This window comes from Mesorhizobium bavaricum, assembly GCF_056781655.1.
Window position 1 is genome coordinate 998350 of sequence record NZ_CM165566.1, and the last position, 23422, is coordinate 1021771.

The window sequence follows — 23422 nt, forward strand, 5'->3', positions numbered from 1 at the left end:
AAAGAAGGATCTACGCAGACCCCCATCGGGGGCGCGATGCTTTGCGAATCATCCTGACGGAGCGTGCCCGGCACGAGAGCCGTTTGGCCAGCGTGAGGGCCAAGGACGAGATGAACGCAATGGGTTAGCCGGCTGCGTTGTCTGCTGCCGTCCTGATCGCCTGGATATTTTGCCGGTAAGCGTCGACGCTGCCGCCCTTGAAGATGGCAGCGCCTGCCACCAGCACGTCGGCGCCGGCGGCGGTGACCAGCGGCGCGGTTTCGGCCGACACACCGCCGTCGATCTCGATGCGGATCGGCCGGCCGCCGATCAGCGCCTTGACCCGCTTCACCTTGTCGACGATCGCCGGAATGAAGGCCTGGCCGCCGAAGCCCGGATTGACGGTCATGATCAGGATCAGGTCGAGCCGGTCGAGCACATATTCGACCGCACTTTCCGGCGTTGCCGGATTGAGCGACACACCGGCCTTCTTACCAAGGTTCCTGATCGTCTGCAGCGAACGATCGAGATGCGGCCCGGCCTCGGCATGCACCGTCATGCCGTCGCATCCGGCCTCGGCGAAGGCGGCCAGATAGGGGTCGGCCGGCGCGATCATCAGGTGGCAGTCGAAGAAGGCCTTGGTGCGGTTGCGGATCGCCTTGATCACCGGCGGCCCAAAAGTGATGTTGGGGACGAAATGCCCGTCCATCACATCAAGGTGGATCCAGTCGGCGCCGGCAGCCACCACAGCCTCGACTTCGTCGCCGAGCCTGGAAAAATCCGATGCCAGCACCGATGGTGCGATCAAGGTCTTTTTGCTCATTAGGTGCGGCCTTTCCGAGCGCCCTTCATCCGGCCACTCTGGATCGACTGCCTAATGCGCCACAGGTGACTTGTCGAGTGCGCAGGCGCCGCGGCTGCACAGGCTAGAACGTCACCGCCCGTGTTGGCGCCGATTGGCGCGATCCAAACAAAAACCCGCCGGATCAGATCCGGCGGGTTCTGGTCTGTGTCGCAGACGGTTACGGCTTGGTGTTCTGGATGTTTCCAGCCGAATCGTCCTGCAGTTGCTGGTCGCTTTGCGTCTTGCGCCGCGGCAAAAGCTGCTGCAGGACGTTCGGGTTCAGCAGGCCCGGTTCCAACGACGGTTGTCCGCGGATTGGCCTGCAGTTTGGATACCGCCCAACTGTCCCGACCGGGCAGCGCCGCTTGATGATCGGCTGGCACTGGCCGTTGATCAGCTGCGAACCCGGTGCGCACTCAACCTGCGGCCTGGACCTGCGGCATGCGCCGTCGATCACCTCGGTCCCACGCGGACAGACACACTCGCCGCGCTTGTTGTGGACCTGGCCACGTATCTCGCACTGCTCCACCGTCGGCTGCTTGCGCCGGCAGGCATTGCCTTGCACCTCGGTACCCCTCGGGCAGACACAATTGCCGTTGGCGTCGTGGATCTGGCCACGGATGGTGCACTGCTCGGGCTTCGGCCGGATCGGACGACAGGCATTGCCCCTGACTTCCGTACCCTTCGGGCAGACGCAATCGCCGTCAGAGTTATGGACTTGGCCTCGGATCGTGCACTGCTCAGGCTTCGGCCGGATCGGACGACAGGCATTGCCCCTGACTTCCGTACCCTTCGGGCAGACGCAATCGCCGTCCGAATTGTGGACCTGGCCTCGGATCATGCACTGCTCAGGCTTCGGCCGGATCGGTCGGCAGGCATTGCCCCTGACTTCCGTACCCTTCGGGCAGACGCAATCGCCGTCAGAGTTATGGACTTGGCCTCGGATGGTGCACTGCTCAGGCTTGTCAGTCTTGACGCATCTTCCGTTTTCAAGCCCGCTTCCGCGTGGGCAGACGCAACGTCCGTCCTCGGTGCGGATCTGGCCTTCGAGCAGTACGCAGGGCTTCGGCTTTGGCTCGACGATGACACCACCGTCGGGTGAGCACTGGCCGTTGCGGAAGGTGGTGCCTGCCGGGCAGACGCACCGGCCGGCATCGTTCATGACAAAGCCTTGCGAGCACTCCTTCTTCACCTCATGCGTGATGGTGAAGGGGTGGCACGCATAGGCCTTGCCGCGATCGCCCTGCACATTGGCCTGGTCGCCGGGGAGCACGTCGCCGCCTTGCACCCGTGTGTCGGGAGACAGGACGCCGACGCAGTTCTGGCCGTTGACGTTGCCCCGCAGATTGGCCAGGCGGCCGTCGTCGGGTATGACCACGGTGACATGATGCACCTGGCTTTCCCCGGCGCCGAGCGTCAGGTTGGCAATACAGGACAGCGGCAAGGTTGCCGGCTCCGGCGAGCAACCGAAGGGCGGTTCGATCGAGGTGATCGCAACGCCGTCCAGCCGGCCGAGACCCTCCACGCCGATCGCATCACCGATGCGAACCGGACCGGAGAAGGGACTTGCACCGTCGTTCGTGATGGTGATCTCGAACGTGCAGGGTTGGCCGAGCTTGCATTCGCGGTCGCCGGTCTTTTCGACGCGAATGGTCGAAGTGCCGCCGCCCTTGGCGCAGGCCTGGCCGATCGGATAGACGACGTCGTCGCCTGGCGCCGGACCATACGAACCCCGCGCGCAGTTCTCGAACTCGCCGTTCGCCGAAACCGTCACGTCGAAGTGGCGGCTGGTTCCGGGTGTCATGACCGCACCAGGAATCTGGCACGACAGCGCATTGGCCGGAACTGGTCCGCACGCCCATTCCGCGCCGTCGGGAGTGACGGTCTGGATCTGGACGGGCGCGCCGCCCGACACCAGCGTGGCGGCGTCGTTGACCCGCACCGGACCGGTGGGGGCAGCCGTGCCGGCATTGACGACGGTGATGCGGCAAGAGACGACCGCGGCGCCGGCCAGCGAGCCATTGCACACCTTGGTAATGCGCAAAGCGGGCTTGCCGCCATTGGGGTGACGGATGCGTTCCTTGGCGCAAGCCTTGTTGTTGGTGAGGTCGTTTTCACCAGGAATGGCCTTCACCTCGGCGCAGTTCTCCACCGTGTCCGACTGGTAGCCGGCCGGCATGACCGCCTTGACGAAGATCGGCGTCGAGGCGCCCGGTGCGAGGGAGATGCCCGCATTGTCGCAGCGGAACAGGCCGGGGCCGGTCGGGCCGCATGTCCATGGCGGGGTCGGGCCGAAGGTCGAGGAGGCCGGCGCACCGCCCGGATAGCTGTCGATCACCGTCAGCGGCCCATTGTAGGTGAAGGTGCCGTTGTTGATGATGTCGATCACGAACGTGCAGATGCCGTCGGCCGTGCAGACCTCTGTGCGGGCACGCTTCTTGAGGATCAGGTCGACCTTCTTGTCGACCGGTGGCTGGCACTCGCGGTCACGATCGCCACGCCGGCAGATCGGGATCGAGGCGCAGCCGCGATCGTTCGACTGGCTGCCGAACAGCGACTTGCCGCTGGCCGCATAGTTGTAGGCGGCGCAGTTGCGCAGGACGCTGCCTCGCCAGCCGCCAGCCGGCTTGAAGCCGAGCTTGAGGTCGACGAAGGCCCCCGGATTGAGCGTGGTCACCGGATAGGTGCACGTCATCGGGGTGGTGCCGGGTACGCAGACCCAGGGCGGATTGGGCCCTGAATCCAGCGTTGAGCCGACCGGCAGCGTCACCTCGTCGAGCACGATCTTGCCGTGATAGGCACCGGTGCCGACATTGGTGACCCTGATGGTGAAGTCGCAGCCGCCGCCCATCGTGCAACGCTGGACTTCGGCGCGCTTTTCAACCTTGAGGTCCGGTTCCTTGTCCTTGGGCGGGCATCTCTGGTCGCGCGGGATGACGATGTCGATGGTCTGCGTGCAGCACAGGCCCCAGCCCTCCTTCGGGCCGGCATAGGTTTCGATGCCGGTGACGATGAGGTGGATGACATCGCCGGGTGACGCACCGACGATCTTCCAGTTGAGCACGCCGCCGCCCGCCGGCACCAATTGGGTGTCGGGGATGATGGTGATGCCGGGCGTTGTCGTCGAAACCTGCACCCACTTGCCGCCCATCTCGGGGCCGACAGGCATGTGGTAGATGAAGGCGCCGCCACCGGGCACGCAATCAACCGTGCCGCGTTCCACCTTGAAGCATTCCTTGCCGGGAGGTGGCGGCGGCGGATTGCACTTGGTGACGTCGATCTTGATCGAGGTCTTTTCTCCGGTCTTGAAGTCGCCGTCGTCGGGCTTGCTCGGATCCTGCGACGGGATGATGCTCCCCGTGCCGGCTTCCGGCGTCACTTTGATCATGCCCTGGTTGTCGACGATCGTCGGCGAAGGAAACGCCGCATGGTCGATCTTGGCCGTGATCTGGAAGGTTATGACGCGCTCGTTGGGAGCGCCGACGCCGTCGAGGTCGGCGGCGGAAATCCGGAAATCGGAAACCGTCGCCGTATCGTTCGGACTTGCCGATGTGCCGATCGTTGCACCCGGCAGGGGTCCGCCGGCCGCATCCGTGCCGTCGCCGGCCACATTGACGTTGACGATCTCAAGGCCGTGCGGAAGCTGGTCCCTGAAGTCGAGCCGAGCTTTTTTCAGTCTGGCCGCGAAGCTGGGGGCGGCAAAGCCCTGCGGATCGCCGCGCAAGCCGAAGCTCAGGGAAAAGACGACATAGTCGCAGCTCCTCTGAGTGCCTTTCTTGGTGAAGAAGGGCACGACCCAGTCCGGCCCCGGAGTGACGACGCGCGAGTTGTCGAGGTCGAGCCTCAGCTCCGGACTGATCGGCGTGGCGCTTTCCGCGAAGCCTTGCACAGGGGTTAGCATGGCGACCGCGATACCGGCCGCCATCAGCCAGCGCGCGCCGCGCCTGGCGTATGACAGGGGTTTCATGATCGTCTCCATGACGGTTGACTTGTTGTTTGCCGCGAGCGGGGAAAGTGCGAGATTTTTCATCTTCCCCTCCTCAACGTTCGCAGCTGACGGCTGGGGTTCTGAGCGGCAAAGTCATCTTGCAGCAAGGGTAGTAGCCACCCTTGTCCTTGTCGGACTTCCTGTAGAAGCAGAGCCCAACATCGACTGTGTCGCCCGGATAGTGGCCGGTGATGCCGATCGTGTATGGCGTGCCGGGCGCATGCGACATGGGGGAAGTCACCCCGACGCCTGGCGTCCTGGACTGGGCCTTGATCGAATCGCCGCCGAAGCCGGCATGGTCATGGAGATAGAGATCGGCCTCGAGACCGGAAGGCGTGCAGAAATACTGGACGTCCTCGACATCGAGACAGGGGGGCAGATTGCCGGGCGGTGGGAAGTCCGGCGGATAGAAGGGTGGCAGGTAGCCGCCCGGGATTTCTTCATAATAGCCGGCGCGGCCCTCACAGGGATGCCAGACGGCGACGTCACCGACATGGCCTTCCACTTCGGGATCTTCGAAATAGCCGTCGAAATCGACGAACCAGGAGCCGAAGGGCGGCACGTTGGCCGGCTTGACCAGTTCCTTGGGCGTGATCTGCACGCCATGCACGGCGAGCGGCCCACCGGTAGCGAGCTGCTCGGCGAGAGCCGGATTGTCGCGCAGCTTGTCGCCGGTGTTGACCAGCGTCTGCGTACAGACCGAGGTGTCGAGATTGCCGTCCGCGTCATAGCCATATTGCAAGTCGAGACCGCCGGCCGACTGCCGGTTACCTTGCGGGAAGCCGACGGCATATTCCTGCGGCACTTCGACCCAGACCGATTCCGTCGCCGGATCGTCCGGATTCTCGCGCCAGTAGCGGATGACCTCGCCCTTGCCGGAATCGGCGAACTGGCTGTAGTCGTAACGGTTTTCGACCGGGCCGCGCTGGGCCAGGTACATGAAGCCGCTGTTGTCGAAGGCGATGTCGGTGACGGCGTAGTCCTTGTCGGCCTTGACCGTCAGTTCCCAGCGCGGGTCGCCGGCAAAGGTACCGTCGCGGGCAATGCCCACCGACCAGATTTCAGACTTTTCGCCGACCGAATAATAGAGCCGGCCGCCATGATAGGAGACGCCCCAGACGCGTCGCTCGTCCTGCGTGTAGCCCCAGTTGTCGGGGTCTTCGCTGTCGAAGGCCGCGCCCTGTATGTCCATCACCGAACCATCGTCGGCGAGCGGAGCCAGCCCATGCGCCGGACGGCCGGCAACACCATGGTCGAAGCTGTCAATCAGCCTGCCGTCGGCGTCGATGCGATGGATCAGGCCGGTGTCGAGGTCGGAGGCGAAGAACTGGCGGTGGATGGGATCGAAGGTGAGATTGCCGATGCCGGGACCGCTGTTGGTGTCGATGTCGGCAAACTTGGAGACCTGGCCGGTGATGCCGTCGATCTTCCAGACGGTGCCCGGCCCGCCACCGTTTTCGGTGCCGAACTGGCCTTCCATGAAGGTGGCGCCGACCGTGCCGCGGCGCTGCCGCTCCGGCCTGCCATCGTCGTCGGCATCCGGGGTGACGATGCGGATGCCGTGCAGCGAGGTGGCGCCGGCATAAAGATTGGGAATGCCGGACGGAACACCGTCGCGCACGCCGTCATCATAGGTGAGGCCGAACACCTGGCCGATCTGTTCGGCCGTGACCTCGAAGGGCGGCGGCGTGAAGACGAGCTGGCCCGCGGCCGGCCCGCCGAGATGCGAGACGTCGAACACGCGCAAGGTGGCGCGCGTGGTGTCGATGAAGGTTTCGTCGACCGGATCGACGCCGGGCGGCAGGCCCTCGTCGAAATTGGGAATGATGGTGCCGGAAAATCCGGTCACCGCCATCGAGCCGGGATAGATGATCTGGGTCTGGCTGTCCTGCGCCTGCCCGGCGCCACCCAGCCACAGAATGGCGGTGAGCGCCAGCGCCAGCAATCCGCCTGGACGCATGGCCCGGCGCACGCGGCCGTCAAGAGAAGACACGAACGTGCCGCGGACGCGAGACATGAAGCTACCCCCGTTAGCCACGGGAGAAACGTCCGGCCTTGCCGCGCAAAACAGGGCAAGGCGCGGTGGTCCGGCACGTTCTTCCCTGATCGAATTGTCTGCTTTCCTCAACCTCACGATACGCCTGCTCTTACGCAGGGTCAACGGAATGAGCAGAAAGCCCAGCGCATCGACCCCGTCCCGAAGGCGGTGGTCGCGCCGAGCTCCTGTCGTTCCCGGAGACCGCAGAGCCTCTGGGTTACTGGTCATGGGGGCTTCCTTTCCGGGCCGCACCATGCGGCACCTGGACATCAGTCGCAGGCGGCGGTGGAAAGGTTCATGGAAGCCTTGCGCAGAATGCTTGCGCGCGATGCCGCCTGTTCTTATATACGCGCCAAGCCGTTCGGCGCCGGAATGCCGGTTGCCGGAACGGATTTTCTTGTGAACAGGGGCTTTCGTCGGAACGCCTGTACGGGTCCTGAGAGCCTGCTTAGCGGAGAGACTAGAAAAATGGCAAAAGTAATCGGTATCGATCTCGGCACCACCAACTCCTGTATCGCCATCATGGATGGCAAGGAGCCGAAGGTGATCGAGAATGCGGAAGGCGCGCGCACGACGCCTTCGATCGTCGCCATCAGCGGCGACGGCGAACGTCTCGTCGGCCAGCCGGCCAAGCGCCAGGCGGTCACCAATCCTGAAAACACCATCTTCGCGGTCAAGCGCCTGATCGGCCGCCGCTATGACGATCCGGTGACGGAGAAGGACAAGAAGCTTGTCCCCTACAAAATCGTCAAGGGCGACAATGGCGATGCCTGGGTCGAAGCCGGCGGCAAGAAGCAGTCGCCCAGCCAGATCTCGGCCATGATCCTGCAGAAGATGAAGGAAACGGCGGAAGCCTATCTCGGCGAGAAGGTCGAGAAGGCGGTCATCACCGTTCCGGCCTATTTCAACGACGCCCAGCGCCAGGCAACCAAGGACGCCGGCAAGATCGCCGGCCTGGAAGTGCTTCGCATCATCAACGAGCCGACTGCCGCCGCGCTCGCCTACGGCCTCGACAAGAAGGAAGGCAAGACGATTGCCGTCTATGACCTTGGGGGCGGCACGTTCGACATTTCGGTGCTCGAGATCGGCGACGGCGTGTTCGAGGTGAAGTCGACCAATGGCGACACCTTCCTCGGTGGCGAGGATTTCGACATGCGCCTGGTCGAGTACCTGGCGGCCGAGTTCAAGAAGGAACAGGGCATCGACCTGAAGAACGACAAGCTGGCCCTGCAGCGCCTCAAGGAGGCGGCTGAAAAGGCCAAGATCGAGCTGTCGTCGACGACGCAGACCGAGATCAACCTGCCCTTCATCACCGCCGATGCGACCGGGCCGAAGCACCTGACGCTGAAGCTGACGCGGGCCAAGTTCGAGCAGCTGGTCGACGACCTCGTCCAGCGCACCATCGACCCCTGCAAGGCGGCGCTCAAGGATGCTGGCCTGAAGGCTGGCGAAATCGACGAAGTCGTCCTGGTCGGCGGCATGACCCGCATGCCCAAGATCCAGGAGATCGTGAAGCAGTTCTTCGGCAAGGAGCCTCACAAGGGCGTCAACCCGGATGAGGTCGTCGCACTCGGCGCCGCCATCCAGGCCGGCGTGCTGCAGGGCGACGTCAAGGACGTGCTTTTGCTCGACGTGACGCCGCTGTCGCTCGGCATCGAGACGCTGGGTGGCGTGTTCACGCGCCTGATCGAGCGCAACACGACGATCCCGACCAAGAAGAGCCAGGTGTTCTCGACGGCCGAGGACAGTCAGTCGGCCGTGACCATCCGCGTCTTCCAGGGCGAGCGCGAAATGGCCGCCGACAACAAGGCGCTCGGCCAGTTCGACCTGGTCGGCATTCCGCCGGCGCCGCGCGGCGTTCCGCAGATCGAGGTCACCTTCGACATCGACGCCAACGGCATCGTCAACGTTTCGGCCAAGGACAAGGGCACCGGCAAGGAGCACCAGATCCGCATCCAGGCTTCGGGTGGTCTTTCTGACGCCGACATCGAGAAGATGGTCAAGGACGCCGAGGCCAATGCCGAGAGCGACAAGAAGCGGCGTGCGCTGGTCGAGGCCCGCAACCAGGCCGAAGCTCTGGTGCATTCTTCCGAGAAGTCGCTGAAGGAATATGGCGACAAGGTCTCGGAAGCCGACCGCACGGCGATCGCAGACGCGATCACGGCGCTGAAGGCTGCGGCCGAAGGCGACGACGCGGCCGACATCGAGGCCAAGTCGCAGTCGCTGGCCGAGGCTTCGATGAAGCTTGGCCAGGCCATGTACGAGGCTTCGCAGAAGGAGGCCGCGGAAGCCGACGCCAAGGCGGACGCCGCCAAGGACTCCGACGTGGTCGACGCCGATTTCGAGGAAATCGACGAGGACGACGACAAGAAGAAGTCGGCCTGAACCGTTTGACGGCAAGATAATGCTGAAAGCCCGGCGCAAGGCCGGGCTTTTTTGCAACCCCTTGCAGAAAAAGCACGGACCTCGCCAAAAAATTGCGAGCAAAGCCGCGTCGACACTGGCATCGCGGTTCCATCGCACCTAAATCGAAACGTCAGTGCCGGCAAAAGACGCAACAATGCTTCAAGACGTTGAGCATCTGGACAGCGGGAAAAAATGAAAGCTGATTTCTACGAAACGCTGGGTGTCCAGAAAGGCGCCGACGAGAAGGAGCTCAAGAGCGCTTTCCGCAAGCTCGCCATGCAGTTCCACCCCGACCGCAACCCCGGCGATCATTCCTGCGAGCACAAGTTCAAGGAAATCAACGAAGCCTACGAGACGCTGAAGGACCCGCAGAAGCGCGCCGCCTATGATCGCTTCGGCCACGCGGCCTTCGAGCAGGGCGGCATGAATGGCGGTGCGCAAGGCTTTGGCGCCGGCGGCTTCGCCGACATCTTCGAGGATATTTTCGGCGACATGATGGGCGGGCGCCAGCGCCGCTCGTCGGGCGGGCGCGAGCGCGGCGCCGACCTGCGCTACAATATGGAAATCTCGCTGGAGGAGGCCTTTGCCGGCAAGACAGCGCAGATCCGCGTGCCGGCTTCGATCTCCTGCTCGGAATGCTCGGGCAGCGGCGCCAAGCCCGGCACCCAGCCTGTCACCTGCTCCATGTGCAACGGCCATGGCAAGGTGCGCGCCACGCAAGGCTTCTTCTCCATCGAGCGCACCTGCCCGCAATGCCAGGGCCGCGGCCAGACCATCAAGGACCCATGCCCGAAATGCGCCGGCCAGGGCCGCGTCACCGAAGAGCGTTCGCTGTCGGTCAACATCCCGGCCGGCATCGAGGACGGCACCCGTATCCGCCTTGCCAATGAGGGCGAGGCCGGCCTGCGCGGCGGGCCGTCAGGCGACCTCTATATTTTCCTGGCGGTGAAGCCGCACGAGTTCTTCCAGCGCGATGGCGCCGATCTCTACTGCAAGGTGCCGATCTCGATGACGACGGCCGCCCTTGGCGGTTCCTTCGAAGTGACGACGCTGGATGGCACGCAGACCAAGGTGAAGGTGCCGGAAGGCACCCAGAACGGACGCCAGTTCCGCCTCAAGGGCAAGGGCATGCCGGTGCTGCGCCAGCCCAATGTCGGCGACCTCTACATCCAGACCGCGGTCGAGACGCCGCAGAACCTCACCCGCCGCCAGCGCGAGCTGCTGGAGGAGTTCGAACAGCTCTCCTCGCAGGACAATTCGCCCCAATCGAGCGGATTTTTCGCTCGCATGAAGGATTTCTTCGAGTCCTTCGGCGAGCGGTGATGCATATCGCGAGACGCGACGAAAGTTATCTTATCCACGACATCGGCGCCGCCTTGCCTTGCCTTGCGCCGCTCAGGTGTTAAGTAACTTGCGGGGAGAGTTGAGGAGAGCTTGCATGACACGTCCCGGACTGCGGAAGGCGCTTGCCGAAAAGTTCGACGACGAACTCAAATTCTTCAAGGGCTGGATCGACAAGCCGAAGACGGTCGGCTCGATCGTGCCGACCAGCTCGATCACCGCCCGCAAGATGGCCTCGATCGTCAATCCGAAATCCGGCCTGCCGGTGCTCGAGGTCGGTCCCGGCACCGGCGTCATCACCCGCGCCATCCTGGCCCAGGGCGTGCGGCCCGAAAACCTCTACGCGGTCGAATATTCCACCGATTTCGTCCGCCACCTGCGGCAGCTCTATCCCGGCGTCAACGTCATCGAGGGCGATGCCTTCAACCTCAACGCCACGCTTGGCGACAAGAGCGGGATGATCTTCGATTCCGTCGTTTCCGGCGTACCGCTGCTCAATTTTCCGGTCGCCCAGCGCATCGCCTATATCGAGAGCCTGCTCGACCGCATCCCGGTCGGCCGGCCGATCGTGCAGCTGACCTATGGCCCGATGTCGCCGATCCCAGCCGGCCGTGGTGATTACACGGTCAAGCATTTCGATTTCATCTTCCGCAACATCCCGCCGACACAGCTATGGATCTACCGGCGCGAAGCGCATTAGGGTGTGCCGATATTCAGGTGAGCCCGGCCTGCAATCGGCGGCTTCCGGTGCTCACGTGCGAAAAGTACGCTCCGCTCCGTTCTCGGAAGCCACCCTTTTCGGCTCGGCCTGACCTGAATTTCAACACACCCTTCACGCATGTGCCGCCAAAATCGGTTTCGATTTTTGGACCGGTGCGTTGATTTGAGCGGTCTCTGGCTGTACCTGTCCGGGAACAAGGTTGGCCAATGGCAGTGATCCCGAAAATCCTCGTCTTCGCCGGCTCGGTGCGCAGCGGCGCCTACAGCGGCAGGACGGCCGATGTGGCGCAAAAGGAGCTCGCCATGCAGGGCGCCGAGGTGACCCGCATCACGCTCGCCGACTATCCCCTGCCAATCCTCGACGAGGACCTGGAAAAGGAAAAAGGCGTTCCCGAAAATGCCCTGAAACTCGGCCGCCTGGTGAACGCCCATGACGGGCTGCTGATCGCCACGCCCGAATATAACGGCTCCATTCCGCCGCTGCTGAAGAACACGATCGACTGGGTAAGCCGGGTGCGCAGGGATGGCGGCCGGCCGGTCAGGCCGCTTGCCGGCAAGGTGGCCGGCCTCTGCTCGTCCTCCAACGGCCACTTTGCCGGTATCCGCTGCATCAACCATCTGCGCGCCGTGCTGGTGCGCTGCCAGATGGAGGTGGTGACGCCGGAATGCTCGGTGCCCGAGGGCGGCAGCGCCTTCGACGAGGACGGCAATTTCCGCGACGAAAGACTGTACAAATCGATGGAGCACCTATGCCGCACGCTGATCGAAACATCGCGCATGCTGTCCACCCGGATCGAGGCGTGATCGCCGATACCATGCGGACCAAATCCATGCAGCCCCAATCGATACAGGCCCAATCCATCCAGGAAAGACTGATCGTCGGCCTCGACGTGCCGACAGTGCAGGAGGCCGAGAAGGCAGTGCGCGAACTCGACGGCGTCGTCTCCTTCTACAAAATCGGCTATCAGCTGGCCTTCGCCGGCGGGCTCGACTTCGCCAGGGAACTGGCCAGCGGCGGGACGAAGATCTTCCTCGACATGAAACTGCTAGACATCGACCACACGGTGGCCAAGGGCGTCGAGAACATCGTCAAGATGGGCGTGACCATGCTGACTATCCATGCCTATCCCAAGGCGATGCGGGCAGCTGTGGAAGCGGCCAGGGGCAGCGAGCTTTGCCTGCTCGCCGTCAGCGTGCTGACCTCAATGGACGAGCAGGACATGATCGACGTCGGCTATGAATATGACCCGCATACGCTGGTGCTGAGACGCTCGGAACAGGCGCTGCATGCCGGCATGGGCGGCATCGTCTGCTCGGCCGCGGAAGCCGAAGCGGTGCGCCGCATCGTCGGGCCCAACATGGCGGTGGTGACGCCCGGCATCCGGCCGGCCGGCAGCGACCATGGCGACCAGAAGCGCGTGGTGACGCCGGGGCAAGCAATCCGCAACGGTGCCAGCCACCTCGTTGTCGGCCGACCGATCGTCGCGGTGGCCGACAGGCGAGAAGCGGCCGAAGCGATCATCGCCGAAATGCGCTCGGCGTAAGGACCAGGGAGAAAAAGAATGCCCAAGGGATACTGGATCGCTCGTGTCGATGTGCACGACACCGAAGGCTACAAGGACTACGTTGCCGCTGCCAAGCCTGCCTTCGAGCGCTTCGGCGCGAAATTCCTGGCGCGCGGCGGTGCGCATGAGCTGGCCGAGGGTGTCGGGCGCGCCCGCAACGTCGTCATCGAATTCGAATCGCTCGCCGCGGCGCATGACTGCTACCACTCGCCGGAATACCAGCGCGCCGTCGCCATCCGCCAGAAGGTCGCCGACGGCGAGATCGTGCTGGTCGAAGGCATCTGAAGTCGCCGCGTCAGACGAAGTCCTGAAGGTTCACTTCCCTCAGCTTCGCCCCGCCAAGCAGGGCTCCGATCAGCTGGTGCTTGAGGGCGAGGCAGTGCGAGCGGGCAAGTTTGACAATGCCGGGAACGTCGCTCTTCTCGCAGGCTTGCAGCAATTGCTTCTGCTGTTCGATGATCAGTTGGGTGAAATCGCGTGACTTGAAGCCGAGATGCAGCGCGCGCTCCGACTGATCGAGAATCTGACTGAGGAGCTGTGCCAGCCGCAGGTTCCCGGACAGTTCGGCAATCGCCAGACGAAAGCCACGGTCGGCCGCTAGGAACGCAACATGGCTGCGCAGCGTTTCGGGTTTCAGCACCTTTCTTGCGGCCAGCCTGATGTCATCCAGCCCCCGCTCGGTGATGCCTGGGGCGGCAAACCTGAACACTTCCGGTTCGATCAGGCTGCGGACGTCGAAGATCTCGCCGACGTCGCGCAAGGTCAACGTGGTGATGATATAACCGCGACGCGGCTCGCTACTGACCAGCCCTTCCTGCATGAGGCGGGCCAGCGCTGAGCGGATCGTCGCCTTCTTGATCGCGTAGCGGGCCTCGATCTGCTTCTCCGTCAAGGCTTCGCCGGGCGACAGGACGCAGGCGACGATGTCGCTCTTCAACTGCTCGTATGCCTGCTGGCTGCGCAGGACGTCCGCCGTCGACAGTGCCGTCGTCCCGACCGTGGTATCGGGCGACTTCGATGGCGTGGCTTTCGTCGATTTCATGATTTCGCACTATCCATTTATTCTGCATGATCTCCGGACAAACGGAAACCGTTTGTCCGAGAAAACCGGATTCCCCTTTCGGGATCATGCCCTGGCCCCCGATTGACGTCGGCATCGGCATTGGCTAGCGTTGACCGTCCTAGATACCTCAACTGAGCATCTCAGACAGGAACCGTGGAATGCCCCTATCCGCCGACTCCCCTCTGTACCCTGCCATCACGGATATCGTCAACGCGGCGGCAGACCCCGATCCCTTCGATGGGGTCAAGGCCGTGCTCAGCTTCTATACGAACCGTTTCCATTCGCTCGGCAGGCTCGTTCACGAGGAGGAAGACGATGAGTTGCTCCTGCATGCGAGCCCCAACCTGACGATCTATCACATCACGCTCTCTCCCGGCGTGCAGTATCCGCCGCACAACCACCTGATGGATGCCTTGATCGGCATCTACAGGGGCAGCGAGACAAATTTCATTTACCCGGCCACCGGCGACGAAATTGACACTCCAGAACGGCAGGATTTTGTGGCACCGGCGGTGACGCACATGTCCCCCGATACAATTCACTCGGTTGCGAATACGGGCAATGGCCGCTCGGGAGCGCTTCACGTTTACCTGGGTGATCTGCCAGGCACCAGCCGCCAGCTGTGGAGTCTGGCCGACAGCCATGCGGAGCCGTTCGACAACGACCGCTACATGGCCGGCGCACGGCCCATTCAGCCCGAGTAGCCTTTGCCAGCTGATCGCCACGGCGCCGGTATCTCTTTGTTTGACGCGATTCCCCAGGGAAAGCGCTACGCGCTTTTCCCGGGAAAACCGTTTCACACTTTCCTGGAATTGCTGCCGTTGACATGCAGGTAAATACCTGCATATTGTAGCCTTACAAGCGGACGAGTGAGGCTGATGGACGCCGACAAGGTTTTCAAGGCACTGGGCGACCCGACACGCAGGAGGCTGCTTGACCTTCTGTGTGAGAAGAACGGGCAGACGCTCGGTCAGCTCTGCGAAAACCTGGACATGGCCCGGCAATCCGCCACCCAGCACATCGACCTGCTGGAGGCGGCCAATCTGGTGAGCACGGTCAAGCGCGGCCGGGAAAAGCTGCATTTCATCAACCCTGTGCCGCTGCACGAAGTCTACGAGCGGTGGGTGCGGAAATTCGAACGCCAGCGGCTGAGCCTGCTGCACGACCTGAAGCAAGAACTCGAAGGAGACGACCAATGACCCGAGAAACGACCAGCTTTGTCTACGTGACCTATATCAGATCGACGCCGCAAAAAGTGTTCGAGGCCATAATCAGGCCTGACATCGCGAAGCGCTACTGGGGCCACGAGAACGTCTCCGACTGGAAGCCGGGATCGAAGTGGGAACATATCCGCGCCAATGACGAGCGGACCGTCGAACTCGTCGGCGAGGTCGTCGAGATCTCGCCGCCGACCCGTCTCGTCATGACCTGGGCGAACGCCTCGCAGGCCGGCGATCCGTCACAATACAGCCGGGTTACGTTCGGCATCGAGGAATACGACACCATGGTGCGGCTGACCGTCACCCATGACGAACTCGAAGCTGGCAGCGGCATGGCGAAAGGCATCAGCCAAGGATGGCCGGCCGTGCTGTCCAGCATGAAATCCTTCCTCGAAACCGGCAGTGGCATCGACCTTTTCGCCAAGCCGAAATCGGCCTGACCCCAGCGGGAGAACGACAATGACCAAGCGCTATATCGGCGGCTGTGCGTGCGGCGCGATCCGCTATGAAACAAGCGGTGAGCCCATCTTCCAGAACCACTGCCAATGCCTCGATTGCCAGAAGCGCGCGGGCACCGGCCATGGATCCTATCTGACCTTCGGCCGGCGCGCCGACATGAAAATCACCGGTGAGGCGAGCACCTGGCGTGTGAAAGGCGCCAGCGGCAACGAAAAGATCCATGCCTTCTGCCCGACCTGCGGAGCACCGGTCTACCTGACATTCGTCGCCATGCCGGACCTGATTGCGGTCCACGCGACCAGCCTCGACGACCCCGGCGATTTCAATCCACAGGTAGTCACCTACACGGTCGGCGGCCATGCCTGGGACACGATTGATTCCTCGTTGCAGGCATTCGAGCGAATGCCGCATGGATAGCTCTGCTGGGCAGTCGCAAACCGGCCGATATGATCCGAATTAGCGGTTCGCTTCTTGTCGCGTCGAGTGTTCGACGCCTGCCAGCGCTTCCGCCTGATGATGGTGCCCGAGCATTTCGTAGCCGACGATGGAGACGGCCGGCGCCAGCATCAGAATGATCAGGCAGACAGCCATGTCGACGCCGGCAAGTGCTGCGAGGACGGCAAGCGCCACCACAGCCGCGGTGGCGAGCAGCAGCCAGATGTGGAACGGGTCGAAGCGCTGAACAAGATACGTGTAGAGCGCATAGATCGCCGCCAGGAAGAAAGCGACGGGAACGGCGGTGGTAAGCAACGTTGCAACCGGGCCGATATGCGCCTTGTGCTCGATGAAATAGGCCGCGACATGCAGCCCGGCGCCCGTCGCGACAATGGCAGCGACAATCAGCATCTGCCCGTAGCCCCAGATGAATGATCGGTTGCGGTGCGCATGCAGGATCGGGGCTGAGGGCAGCATATAGTAGACCCACCACATGCCGAAGGTGAGCCCGGTGCCGGCGACGCAGACCAGTGCCGCATCCACGGTCCAGCCCTGCTCCTCGACCACGGCCGACAGGGTCGCCAGCGTGCCGACGACCCCCTCGCCCAGGGCGATGATGGCGAACAGGCTGTAGCGTTCGGTCACGTGGTGCGCATGCCAGGGCGTGCCGCCATCCTTGCGTTCGGCGATCACTGGCCCCGCCAGTTCGATGAGCCCGAGAATGCAGGCGAGTATGATGCTGGTGCCGACTGGGAAATCCACGACGATCTGCACCAACCAGCCGATCTGGGCGACCGCGATGGCGGTGGCGTAGGTCAGGCAGGCGCGGCGCCGGGCGGGGTCCTGCCGGGCAGCGCGCAGCCACTGGAAGACCATCGCCACCCGCATGATTACATAGCCAAGCACCATCACCGAATTGTTGAGGTGCTCGCCGTGCTCGATCGAGGCGAACATGCGTGGCAGGCCGATCGCCAGCACCAGCACGCCGATCATCTGTACCATGGTGACGAGGCGGAAGATCCAGTCGTCTGTGTCATAGGCCGAGGAGAACCAGGAGAAATTGATCCAGGCCCAGCAGATGGAGAAGCTGGCGAAAGCGAAGCCGAGCAAGGCGGCAGCGTAGTGGCCCTCGGCCAGCGCATGGGCGAGCTGGGACGAGGCGAAGCTGAACGCGGTCACGAAGGTCAGGTCGAACAGAAGCTCGAGCGGCGTCGCGACACGATGCACCTCATGCGGATCGCGCCCGGCCATGCGCCTGACATGATGATGAAGGGCTTCGGGGTTGACGGGCGTGGTGGTCATCGCGCGGCCTTCGGCTTGAGGGTCGTGAGCCGACACTAGACGCAAGGCAGGACGCGTCAAGGCGCACAGCCGGAGCTGCCGCGCCGTTCAAATACGATGGTTTGGGCCAACCAGCCGGCTCGCCGCGGCCTCGGCCATGGCGTCGGCAAGCTCCAGACCCCATTGCTGGCGGCAATAGGCGCGAAAGTCGAAGCAGGGCAGGCCGGGGCAGACTTCGAACTCTATGAGATGGACCGTGTCATCCGCCTCGACCCGGAGATCGATGGAGAATACGTCGCGCAGGCCGAGCCCGCTCATCAGCCGCTCGGCGATGGCGCGAATCCTGGCGTCGGCGACCAGCTGGCTGTCGGCGACCGCAACGAGCACCGGTTCGGCATAATGTCCCGCCGCCTTCGCCGCCTCGCCAGTGTCGCCGTAGAGCGCCAGGCTGTCCGCCATGGTCTGGAAATCGCCGCCCGAATCGACAAAGGCGACGCCAAGCGCTTCGACGCCAGCGCCCTGCACCAGGCCGAGGAAACTGGCGCGCACGTTGCGGCCGGCGACATAGGGTTGGACGACGACGTCATCGCGATAGGCCGCAAACACGCGGCGGCTGAGCTCCAGGGCATGGCCGAGATCGCTGGTGCGCGAATCCGCCCAGATGCCGATCTTGGCGCCAAGCCGGTTGGGCTTGACGAACCAGCCGGCGGCAGACGCTGGCGGTTCGACCAGCCATCTGCCATCGCGGGCAAGACCGGCCGGCGGCACCGGCAGGCCGAGCGCGCCAAGCACCGCCCCGGAGCGGAACTTATCCTGGCAGAGCGCGAACAGCGCATCGTCGGCGCCGATCGTTTTGAGCCCGCCCAGCCTCGCCAAAGCGGGTGCGGCGCCGCCGCGGAAATAGGCAATGCCGTCGGTCAGCGTCCAGACCAGTGCCGTGCCGGGATGCTCGCCGGCGAGCACGCTTGCCGCATCGTCGAGCGCCAGTGCCGTGAACGACAGGCCGCGTGCCTGGGAGGCGGCGGCAAGCGCGTCGAATTCGGGGGCGAGATCGGTCGACTGCGCCAGATAGGAAGCGATTTCGGCGGCACGCTCCGGTGCATGGCCGTCGGCGACCAGACGGTCGAAGCAGGCTTTTTCCGGCTCATGGACGAGGATCAGTTTTGGCTTTTGGCTCGTCATGACTTGGCACGGTTTTCCAGCGGTTGGATCGCCTACCATCGCACGGCGAGGGCAATCGGCTCTCGCGAAACCGACCGGGTCGGACGGTTGCGTGACAGCGCACCGGCCGATCGCGGTTCAATCACGCGATCAGCACGCGCGGCTCGAAACGGCCGTTGACCTTGATGTCGAGCAGGAAGGTCATGCCCGCCTGCGGATCGAGCTGGCGCTGCTTGTCGTCTTTCCCCTTCCAGGCGGACGTCACTGCCAGCCGGTCGGCGTTCTTGCCAAGAAAGGCCGGACAGGATGGCTGCGTCACCGGCATGGCGACAGACCGCAGCAGCGTGCCGTCAGGGGCGTAGGCCTTGAGCACCTTGCCGCCCCAGACTGCATTCCACAGCACGCCGTCACGGTCGAGCACCGAGCCGTCGATATAACCCTTGGCCGAACGGTGATCGACGAAGATTTTCGGCTCGCCGGAGGGCAGGCCGGTCGCCGGGTCGCAGTCGACCCGCATCAACAGTCCGGTCGAGGTGTCGGTGTAGTAGGCGAGCGCGCCATCCGGCGAAAAGCAGATCGAGTTCGACACGGTGATGTCCGAAAACAGGCGGCGCAGTTCGCCTTTGAAAAACCAGTAGATCGAACCGGCCCCCTTTTCCTCCGCCTTGCCCATCGTGCCCGTCCACAGCGCACCACAGGGATGGACACGGGAATCGTTGGACCGGGTGGCTGGATTGTCGGCCTCGATAGGCGTGTGCAGCGTCATGGTGCCGGTCGCGACATCGCGGACATGGAGGCCGGTCTCGGTGGCGATCAGCTGGCGCTGGTCGTCGATGATGGCGATGGCGCTTGCCATCTGGCCAAGCTCGTGGATTTTCAGCGCGCCGCCGGCCACGGGCTTTTCCAGAAGCTGGCCGTTGACGATGTCGAACCAGAACAGCGCATCGGTGGCGGGATCGTAGCTCGGCCCTTCGCCGAGCTGGCAGATATGATCGGAAAAAACCGAAACGGCCGCTTCGCTCATCATGCTTCTCCGAACACCGCGTCCCAGGCCGTGACGGCGGCGTGCGCGCGCACCGCCACCTCGTCGACGCTCATGCCCGGCTTGAACAGGCTGGAGCCAAGACCAAACACCGTCACCCCGACAGCCTTGTAGCCGGCAAAGTCCTTTTCCGAGACACCGCCGACAGCGCCGACCAATGTCTGCGCCGGCAACACAGCCCGGATCGCGGAAATGCCTACCGCACCGAGCACGCTCGCCGGGAAGAATTTCAACGCCGAGGCGCCGAGCCGGATCGCCTGGAAAGCCTCGGTGGGCGTGAACACGCCGGGCATCGTCACCAGGCCGTACTGCATCGCACGCGCCATCACCTCGGCATCGATGTTGGGGCTGACCAGCAGTCTCCCGCCGGCCTTGTGCAAGCCATCGACATCGGTTGCTGTCAGCACCGTGCCGGCGCCGACGAGCGCTGTTTTCGGCAGCACCTCGACGATCCGGGCGATCGACGTAAAGGGCTCCGGTGAGTTGAGCGGCACTTCGATCGCCTCGATGCCGGCGTCGAACAGCGCCTGGCCGATCGCGATCGCCTCGGCCGGCTTGAGGCCGCGCAGGATGGCGACCAGTCCTCGCTTGAGCTTGGGAAAAGGTGCGGTCTGGCTCATAGGGCTGCTCCGGTTCTGGCGATCATGCCGTTCTCGCGCGCGGCTTCGACGAGACCGGCACGCACCGCCTCGTCGGCATCGACGGTGCGGACCTTAAGCCCGGCAAGGCCGAGTGCGACTTGGTAGAGTGCTGCAAGCGCGCCGGACGCGACCAGCACGACGGGTTCCGCACCGGCGCCATGGCGGCGGCTGGCCGAGGCAATCTCGCCACCGATCAGCAGGCCGGACAGGCAGGCGGCGGCATCGTCCGCTTGCAGATCCTGCAGCAGGCCGGCGGCGCGGATGGAAAACAGCCGCGAGGTGACATCGCCGTCCTCAGTCAATGCCGTTTCGCACCAGCGGCGGAAGAATGGATTGTCCGAGGTGACCGGCTTAGGGTGTTCGCCAAGCGAATGGCGCAGGATCGAGTGCGCGGCAAGCACCGAGAACAGCTCGCCGGTCGGCCAGGTGCCGAAGCCGGCAACAGCGCCGTCCTCGACCAGCACCCATTTCGAATGGGTGCCTGGCATGCAGACCAGCTGGCGTCCGTTGGCCGGCAGGCCGGCGCCGGCAAGCTGGGTTTCCTCGCCCCGCATGACGTCGGGCGCATCGGCCAGCCGTTGGGCAAGGCCCGGCACGATGCGGATGTCGCGGTCCTGGCCGGGCACCCGGGCGGCACCTGCCAGGATGGCACTAAGCGGCGCCGGCACGGTGACATAGGGCGCCTCGAGCCAGCCCTGGCGCGAGCCGGCCATGCCGCAGATGATGACGGGCAGCGCCTCCGGCGCGGCCATCGCCGCCAGATGCCCTTCGAGGATGCTCGAAAAGCCTTTCTGCTGAGCGGTGATGAGGCCGTCATCGCCACGCCGTTCGGCAACAACCTTGCCGCTCTTATCGATCAGCCAGACCCGCATGCGGGTCGTGCCCCAGTCCACGGCCGCTACCGCCGGCGCTTCGCTCACAGGAAACCTCCATCGACGATCAGCATCTGCGCGGTCAGCATGCGCGATGCGTCCGAGGCCAGGAACAGCACCGTGCCGACGATGTCGTCCGGTTGCATCACCTGCTTGATGCACTGCTTGGCGACATGGGCGGCCAGCGCCTGTTCGGTCACCCAGAGCTCTTTCTGCCGCTCGGTGATCACCCAGCCGGGTGCTACGGCGTTGACGCGGATGCCATCAACGCCGAGCTTGCCGGCCAGCCCCTTGGTCAGGCCGAGGATGCCGGCCTTGGCGGCAGTGTAGGCCGGCATGTCGGGGTGATTGATCAGATAGGACGTCGAGGTGAAGTTGATGATCGAGCCGCCGCCGGACCGCTTCATGCCCGGCGCTACCGCTTGTGCGGTGAAGAAATGCGGCCGCAGATTGACCGCCTGGTTGTTGTCCCAGAACTCCACTGTCACGTCTTCCACGGCGTGGCGTTCGTCCCACGCCGCGTTGTTGATCAGCACGGTGACATCGCCATGTGCGTCGGCCGCCCTGGCGGCGGACGCACGCAGGGCTTCGACGTCGCGCAGGTCGGTCTTGAGATACAGCGGCCGGCGGCCGAACGTCTTCTCGATGCGGTCGGCAAGGGCGATGCTTGGGCCATCGGCGATGTCGATGAAGGCGACATGGGCGCCCTGGCGCACAAAACCCTCGGTCAGCGCCGCGCCAATTCCGGAGCCGCCGCCGGTGATCAGCACCGAGGCTCCCTCGAGGTCGGCAAAATGCGCCGAAGGCATCATAATCTGTTCTCTCCCTGCATGACCGGCGCGCATCCTAGCCAGAGAAGTCCTGCGGGCAAGGGCGAAAAGGCGGATTTGCGGGCTTATGTCAGACAAAACGACAATGCGCCGCACCGGATGCGCAGGGCGGCATCATCGGGATTGCGGACCGCTTCGAAATTGGCGGTCAGACCGCCTTGGCGTGCAAGGCGCCGCGGAAGGAATCGCGGAGGTAGCCGAGCGTGGCATCGGCATCGACGGGCTTGCCGAACAGATAGCCCTGCCCGCCGGCGCAGCCGAACTGGACCAGGCGGTCGGCCTGCGCCTCCTGCTCGATGCCTTCGGCGACCACGTCCATGCCGAGCCCCTCGCACATGGCGAGAATGGCACGGATGATGTGCTCGGACGGGCGGTCGTCGAGAATGGAAGAGACGAAGGCGCGATCGATCTTGAGCTTGTCGAAATGGAACTCGCGCAAGCGGCCGAGCGAGGACTGGCCGGTGCCGAAATCGTCAAGCGAAACGCGGATGCCGACGCGGCGCAGATCCTCGACGATCTTCTCGGCCGAGGCAGGATCGTTCATCAGGCCGGTCTCGGTGATCTCGATCTCCAGCCGTCGCGGATCGAAGCCGGTGCGGTCGAGAATTGCCAGTATGTGCAGGCCGGTGTTCTGGTCGACGAGCTGCGAGGGGGACAGGTTGAACGACAGGAACAGGTCCTTCGGCCAGCTTCTGGCCGCTTCGGTCGCCTTGCGCAGCACCAGCTGCGACAGCGGGCCGATGATGCCGCGCTCCTCGGCGATGGGAATGAACACCGTTGGCGGCACGGAGCCGAGGTCCCGATCGGTCCAGCGTGCCAGCGTCTCGAAGCCGATGGTGCGGCGCGTGTTGAGGTCGACGATGGGCTGGAAATGCGGCTCCACCTCGCCGGCCGAGACAGCGCGGCGCAGCGCCTGTTCGATGCGGGTGACGCGCTTGGCCGCCTCTTCCATCTCGCGAGTGTAGACGACGACGCGGCCACGGCCGGAACGCTTGGCGTGGTAGAGCGCCGTCTCTGCCTTGTTGACCAGGATCTCGGTGGTCTCGTCGCCCGAATAAAACAGCGAGCAGCCGACCGAGGCCGAAAGCCTGGCGGTGCGTTCGCCGACATCATAGGGCGCCGAAAGAATCTCGATCAGCATGCGGGACTTGTCGGCCGCAGCGTCCTCGCTGAACACCATCGGATAGAGAAAGGCGAATTCGTCGGCGCCGATGCGGCAGACCGTGGAATAGCCGTCCATCGAGGCGCGCAGCCGCATCGCGACCTGGATCAGGATATCGTCACCGGCCTTGTGCCCGAACAGGTCGTTGATCGGCTTGAAGCCGTCCAGATCGAGAATGCCGACGGTGAACGGCGCCGGGTCGTCGGCACGGTCGCTGATCAGGCGATCGACCTTGTCGAAGAAGCGGCGATGGTTGCCAAGCCCGGTCAACGGATCGGTGAATGCCAGATCCGTGCTCTCTCTGTTTGCCTGTCCGGTGCCAAACGAAGTTTGCATCGGTGTCCCTGTTTTGTGACGTCGGAATTTAGTCTCAGA

Annotated in this window: 21 protein-coding genes; 10 read left to right on the forward strand and 11 right to left on the reverse strand. The window is 64.0% G+C overall.

The features are described 5' to 3' along the window. Positions 1-124: 124 nt before the first annotated feature. The 3 genes from rpe to AC1RZR_RS04760 form a co-directional block, all read right to left on the reverse strand. Positions 125-802, reverse strand: a complete 678-nt coding sequence (gene rpe, locus AC1RZR_RS04750) for a ribulose-phosphate 3-epimerase (protein WP_477268557.1) — start codon at positions 800-802, stop codon at positions 125-127. Positions 803-1001: 199 nt separating this feature from the next. Next, a complete protein-coding gene (locus AC1RZR_RS04755) occupies positions 1002-4853 on the reverse strand; it encodes a DUF7929 domain-containing protein (RefSeq protein ID WP_481827800.1) in 3852 nt (1283 codons plus the stop codon). A 10-nt stretch (positions 4854-4863) separates the two neighbouring features. Then, positions 4864-7104, reverse strand: coding sequence for a hypothetical protein (locus AC1RZR_RS04760; RefSeq protein ID WP_481827801.1), 2241 nt, complete (start codon positions 7102-7104; stop codon positions 4864-4866). Positions 7105-7317: 213 nt separating this feature from the next. On the opposite strand from AC1RZR_RS04760, the gene dnaK reads away from it, so the two are divergent. The 6 genes from dnaK to AC1RZR_RS04790 all read left to right on the forward strand — a co-directional run bounded on the left by dnaK (position 7318) and on the right by AC1RZR_RS04790 (position 13166). Further along, positions 7318-9234: a molecular chaperone DnaK gene (dnaK, locus tag AC1RZR_RS04765; RefSeq protein ID WP_481827802.1), complete on the forward strand. Its 1917-nt coding sequence runs from the start codon at positions 7318-7320 to the stop codon at positions 9232-9234. Between the two features lie 213 nt (positions 9235-9447). Continuing rightward, the gene (gene dnaJ, locus AC1RZR_RS04770; protein WP_378919643.1) at positions 9448-10578 is read left to right on the forward strand and encodes a molecular chaperone DnaJ; all 1131 of its coding nucleotides are present in this window, start codon (positions 9448-9450) and stop codon (positions 10576-10578) included. A gap of 115 nt (positions 10579-10693) precedes the next feature. Next, on the forward strand, positions 10694-11296 hold the full coding sequence (gene pmtA / locus AC1RZR_RS04775; protein WP_481827803.1) for a phospholipid N-methyltransferase PmtA: 603 nt from the start codon (positions 10694-10696) through the stop codon (positions 11294-11296). A gap of 227 nt (positions 11297-11523) precedes the next feature. After that, a complete protein-coding gene (locus AC1RZR_RS04780; RefSeq protein WP_481827804.1) occupies positions 11524-12120 on the forward strand; it encodes an NADPH-dependent FMN reductase in 597 nt (198 codons plus the stop codon). A 26-nt stretch (positions 12121-12146) separates the two neighbouring features. Then, the gene (gene pyrF, locus AC1RZR_RS04785) at positions 12147-12860 is read left to right on the forward strand and encodes an orotidine-5'-phosphate decarboxylase (RefSeq protein WP_481829020.1); all 714 of its coding nucleotides are present in this window, start codon (positions 12147-12149) and stop codon (positions 12858-12860) included. An 18-nt stretch (positions 12861-12878) separates the two neighbouring features. Further along, positions 12879-13166, forward strand: coding sequence for a DUF1330 domain-containing protein (locus AC1RZR_RS04790; protein WP_477268569.1), 288 nt, complete (start codon positions 12879-12881; stop codon positions 13164-13166). A gap of 10 nt (positions 13167-13176) precedes the next feature. Here AC1RZR_RS04790 and AC1RZR_RS04795 read toward each other — a convergent pair whose 3' ends face one another. Then, positions 13177-13923 carry a GntR family transcriptional regulator gene (locus tag AC1RZR_RS04795; protein WP_481827805.1) on the reverse strand — a complete coding sequence of 249 codons (747 nt, stop codon included), beginning with the start codon at positions 13921-13923 and terminating at the stop codon, positions 13177-13179. Positions 13924-14102: 179 nt separating this feature from the next. Between AC1RZR_RS04795 and AC1RZR_RS04800 the strand changes: the two genes are divergently transcribed. The 4 genes from AC1RZR_RS04800 (at position 14103) to AC1RZR_RS04815 (ending at position 16040) form a co-directional block, all read left to right on the forward strand. Next, a complete protein-coding gene (locus AC1RZR_RS04800) occupies positions 14103-14648 on the forward strand; it encodes an autotransporter (RefSeq protein WP_481827806.1) in 546 nt (181 codons plus the stop codon). Between the two features lie 174 nt (positions 14649-14822). Beyond that, positions 14823-15143, forward strand: a complete 321-nt coding sequence (locus AC1RZR_RS04805; RefSeq protein ID WP_135899705.1) for an ArsR/SmtB family transcription factor — start codon at positions 14823-14825, stop codon at positions 15141-15143. Beyond that, complete coding sequence (locus tag AC1RZR_RS04810; protein WP_481827807.1) at positions 15140-15604, forward strand: SRPBCC family protein; 465 nt, start codon at positions 15140-15142, stop codon at positions 15602-15604. Before AC1RZR_RS04805 ends, AC1RZR_RS04810 begins: the two co-directional genes overlap by 4 nt. A 19-nt stretch (positions 15605-15623) precedes the next feature. Beyond that, entirely contained in the window at positions 15624-16040 is a 417-nt protein-coding gene (locus tag AC1RZR_RS04815; RefSeq protein WP_481827808.1) for a GFA family protein, read from the forward strand. Positions 16041-16079: 39 nt separating this feature from the next. Here AC1RZR_RS04815 and AC1RZR_RS04820 read toward each other — a convergent pair whose 3' ends face one another. The 7 genes from AC1RZR_RS04820 to AC1RZR_RS04850 all read right to left on the reverse strand — a co-directional run bounded on the left by AC1RZR_RS04820 (position 16080) and on the right by AC1RZR_RS04850 (position 23383). Further along, positions 16080-17360 carry a low temperature requirement protein A gene (locus AC1RZR_RS04820; RefSeq protein ID WP_477268580.1) on the reverse strand — a complete coding sequence of 427 codons (1281 nt, stop codon included), beginning with the start codon at positions 17358-17360 and terminating at the stop codon, positions 16080-16082. A gap of 87 nt (positions 17361-17447) precedes the next feature. Further along, the gene (locus AC1RZR_RS04825; RefSeq protein WP_481827809.1) at positions 17448-18521 is read right to left on the reverse strand and encodes a D-alanine--D-alanine ligase family protein; all 1074 of its coding nucleotides are present in this window, start codon (positions 18519-18521) and stop codon (positions 17448-17450) included. A 121-nt stretch (positions 18522-18642) separates the two neighbouring features. After that, positions 18643-19524: an SMP-30/gluconolactonase/LRE family protein gene (locus AC1RZR_RS04830; RefSeq protein WP_481827810.1), complete on the reverse strand. Its 882-nt coding sequence runs from the start codon at positions 19522-19524 to the stop codon at positions 18643-18645. Further along, a complete protein-coding gene (locus AC1RZR_RS04835) occupies positions 19524-20162 on the reverse strand; it encodes a 2-dehydro-3-deoxy-6-phosphogalactonate aldolase (protein ID WP_477268586.1) in 639 nt (212 codons plus the stop codon). Before AC1RZR_RS04835 ends, AC1RZR_RS04830 begins: the two co-directional genes overlap by 1 nt. Further along, on the reverse strand, positions 20159-21103 hold the full coding sequence (locus AC1RZR_RS04840) for a 2-dehydro-3-deoxygalactonokinase (protein WP_481827811.1): 945 nt from the start codon (positions 21101-21103) through the stop codon (positions 20159-20161). The genes AC1RZR_RS04835 and AC1RZR_RS04840 overlap by 4 nt, the downstream gene beginning before the upstream one ends. After that, complete coding sequence (locus tag AC1RZR_RS04845) at positions 21100-21867, reverse strand: SDR family NAD(P)-dependent oxidoreductase (RefSeq protein WP_481827812.1); 768 nt, start codon at positions 21865-21867, stop codon at positions 21100-21102. Before AC1RZR_RS04845 ends, AC1RZR_RS04840 begins: the two co-directional genes overlap by 4 nt. 166 nt (positions 21868-22033) lie before the next feature. Further along, the gene (locus tag AC1RZR_RS04850) at positions 22034-23383 is read right to left on the reverse strand and encodes a putative bifunctional diguanylate cyclase/phosphodiesterase (RefSeq protein WP_379093946.1); all 1350 of its coding nucleotides are present in this window, start codon (positions 23381-23383) and stop codon (positions 22034-22036) included. Positions 23384-23422 lie beyond the last annotated feature (39 nt).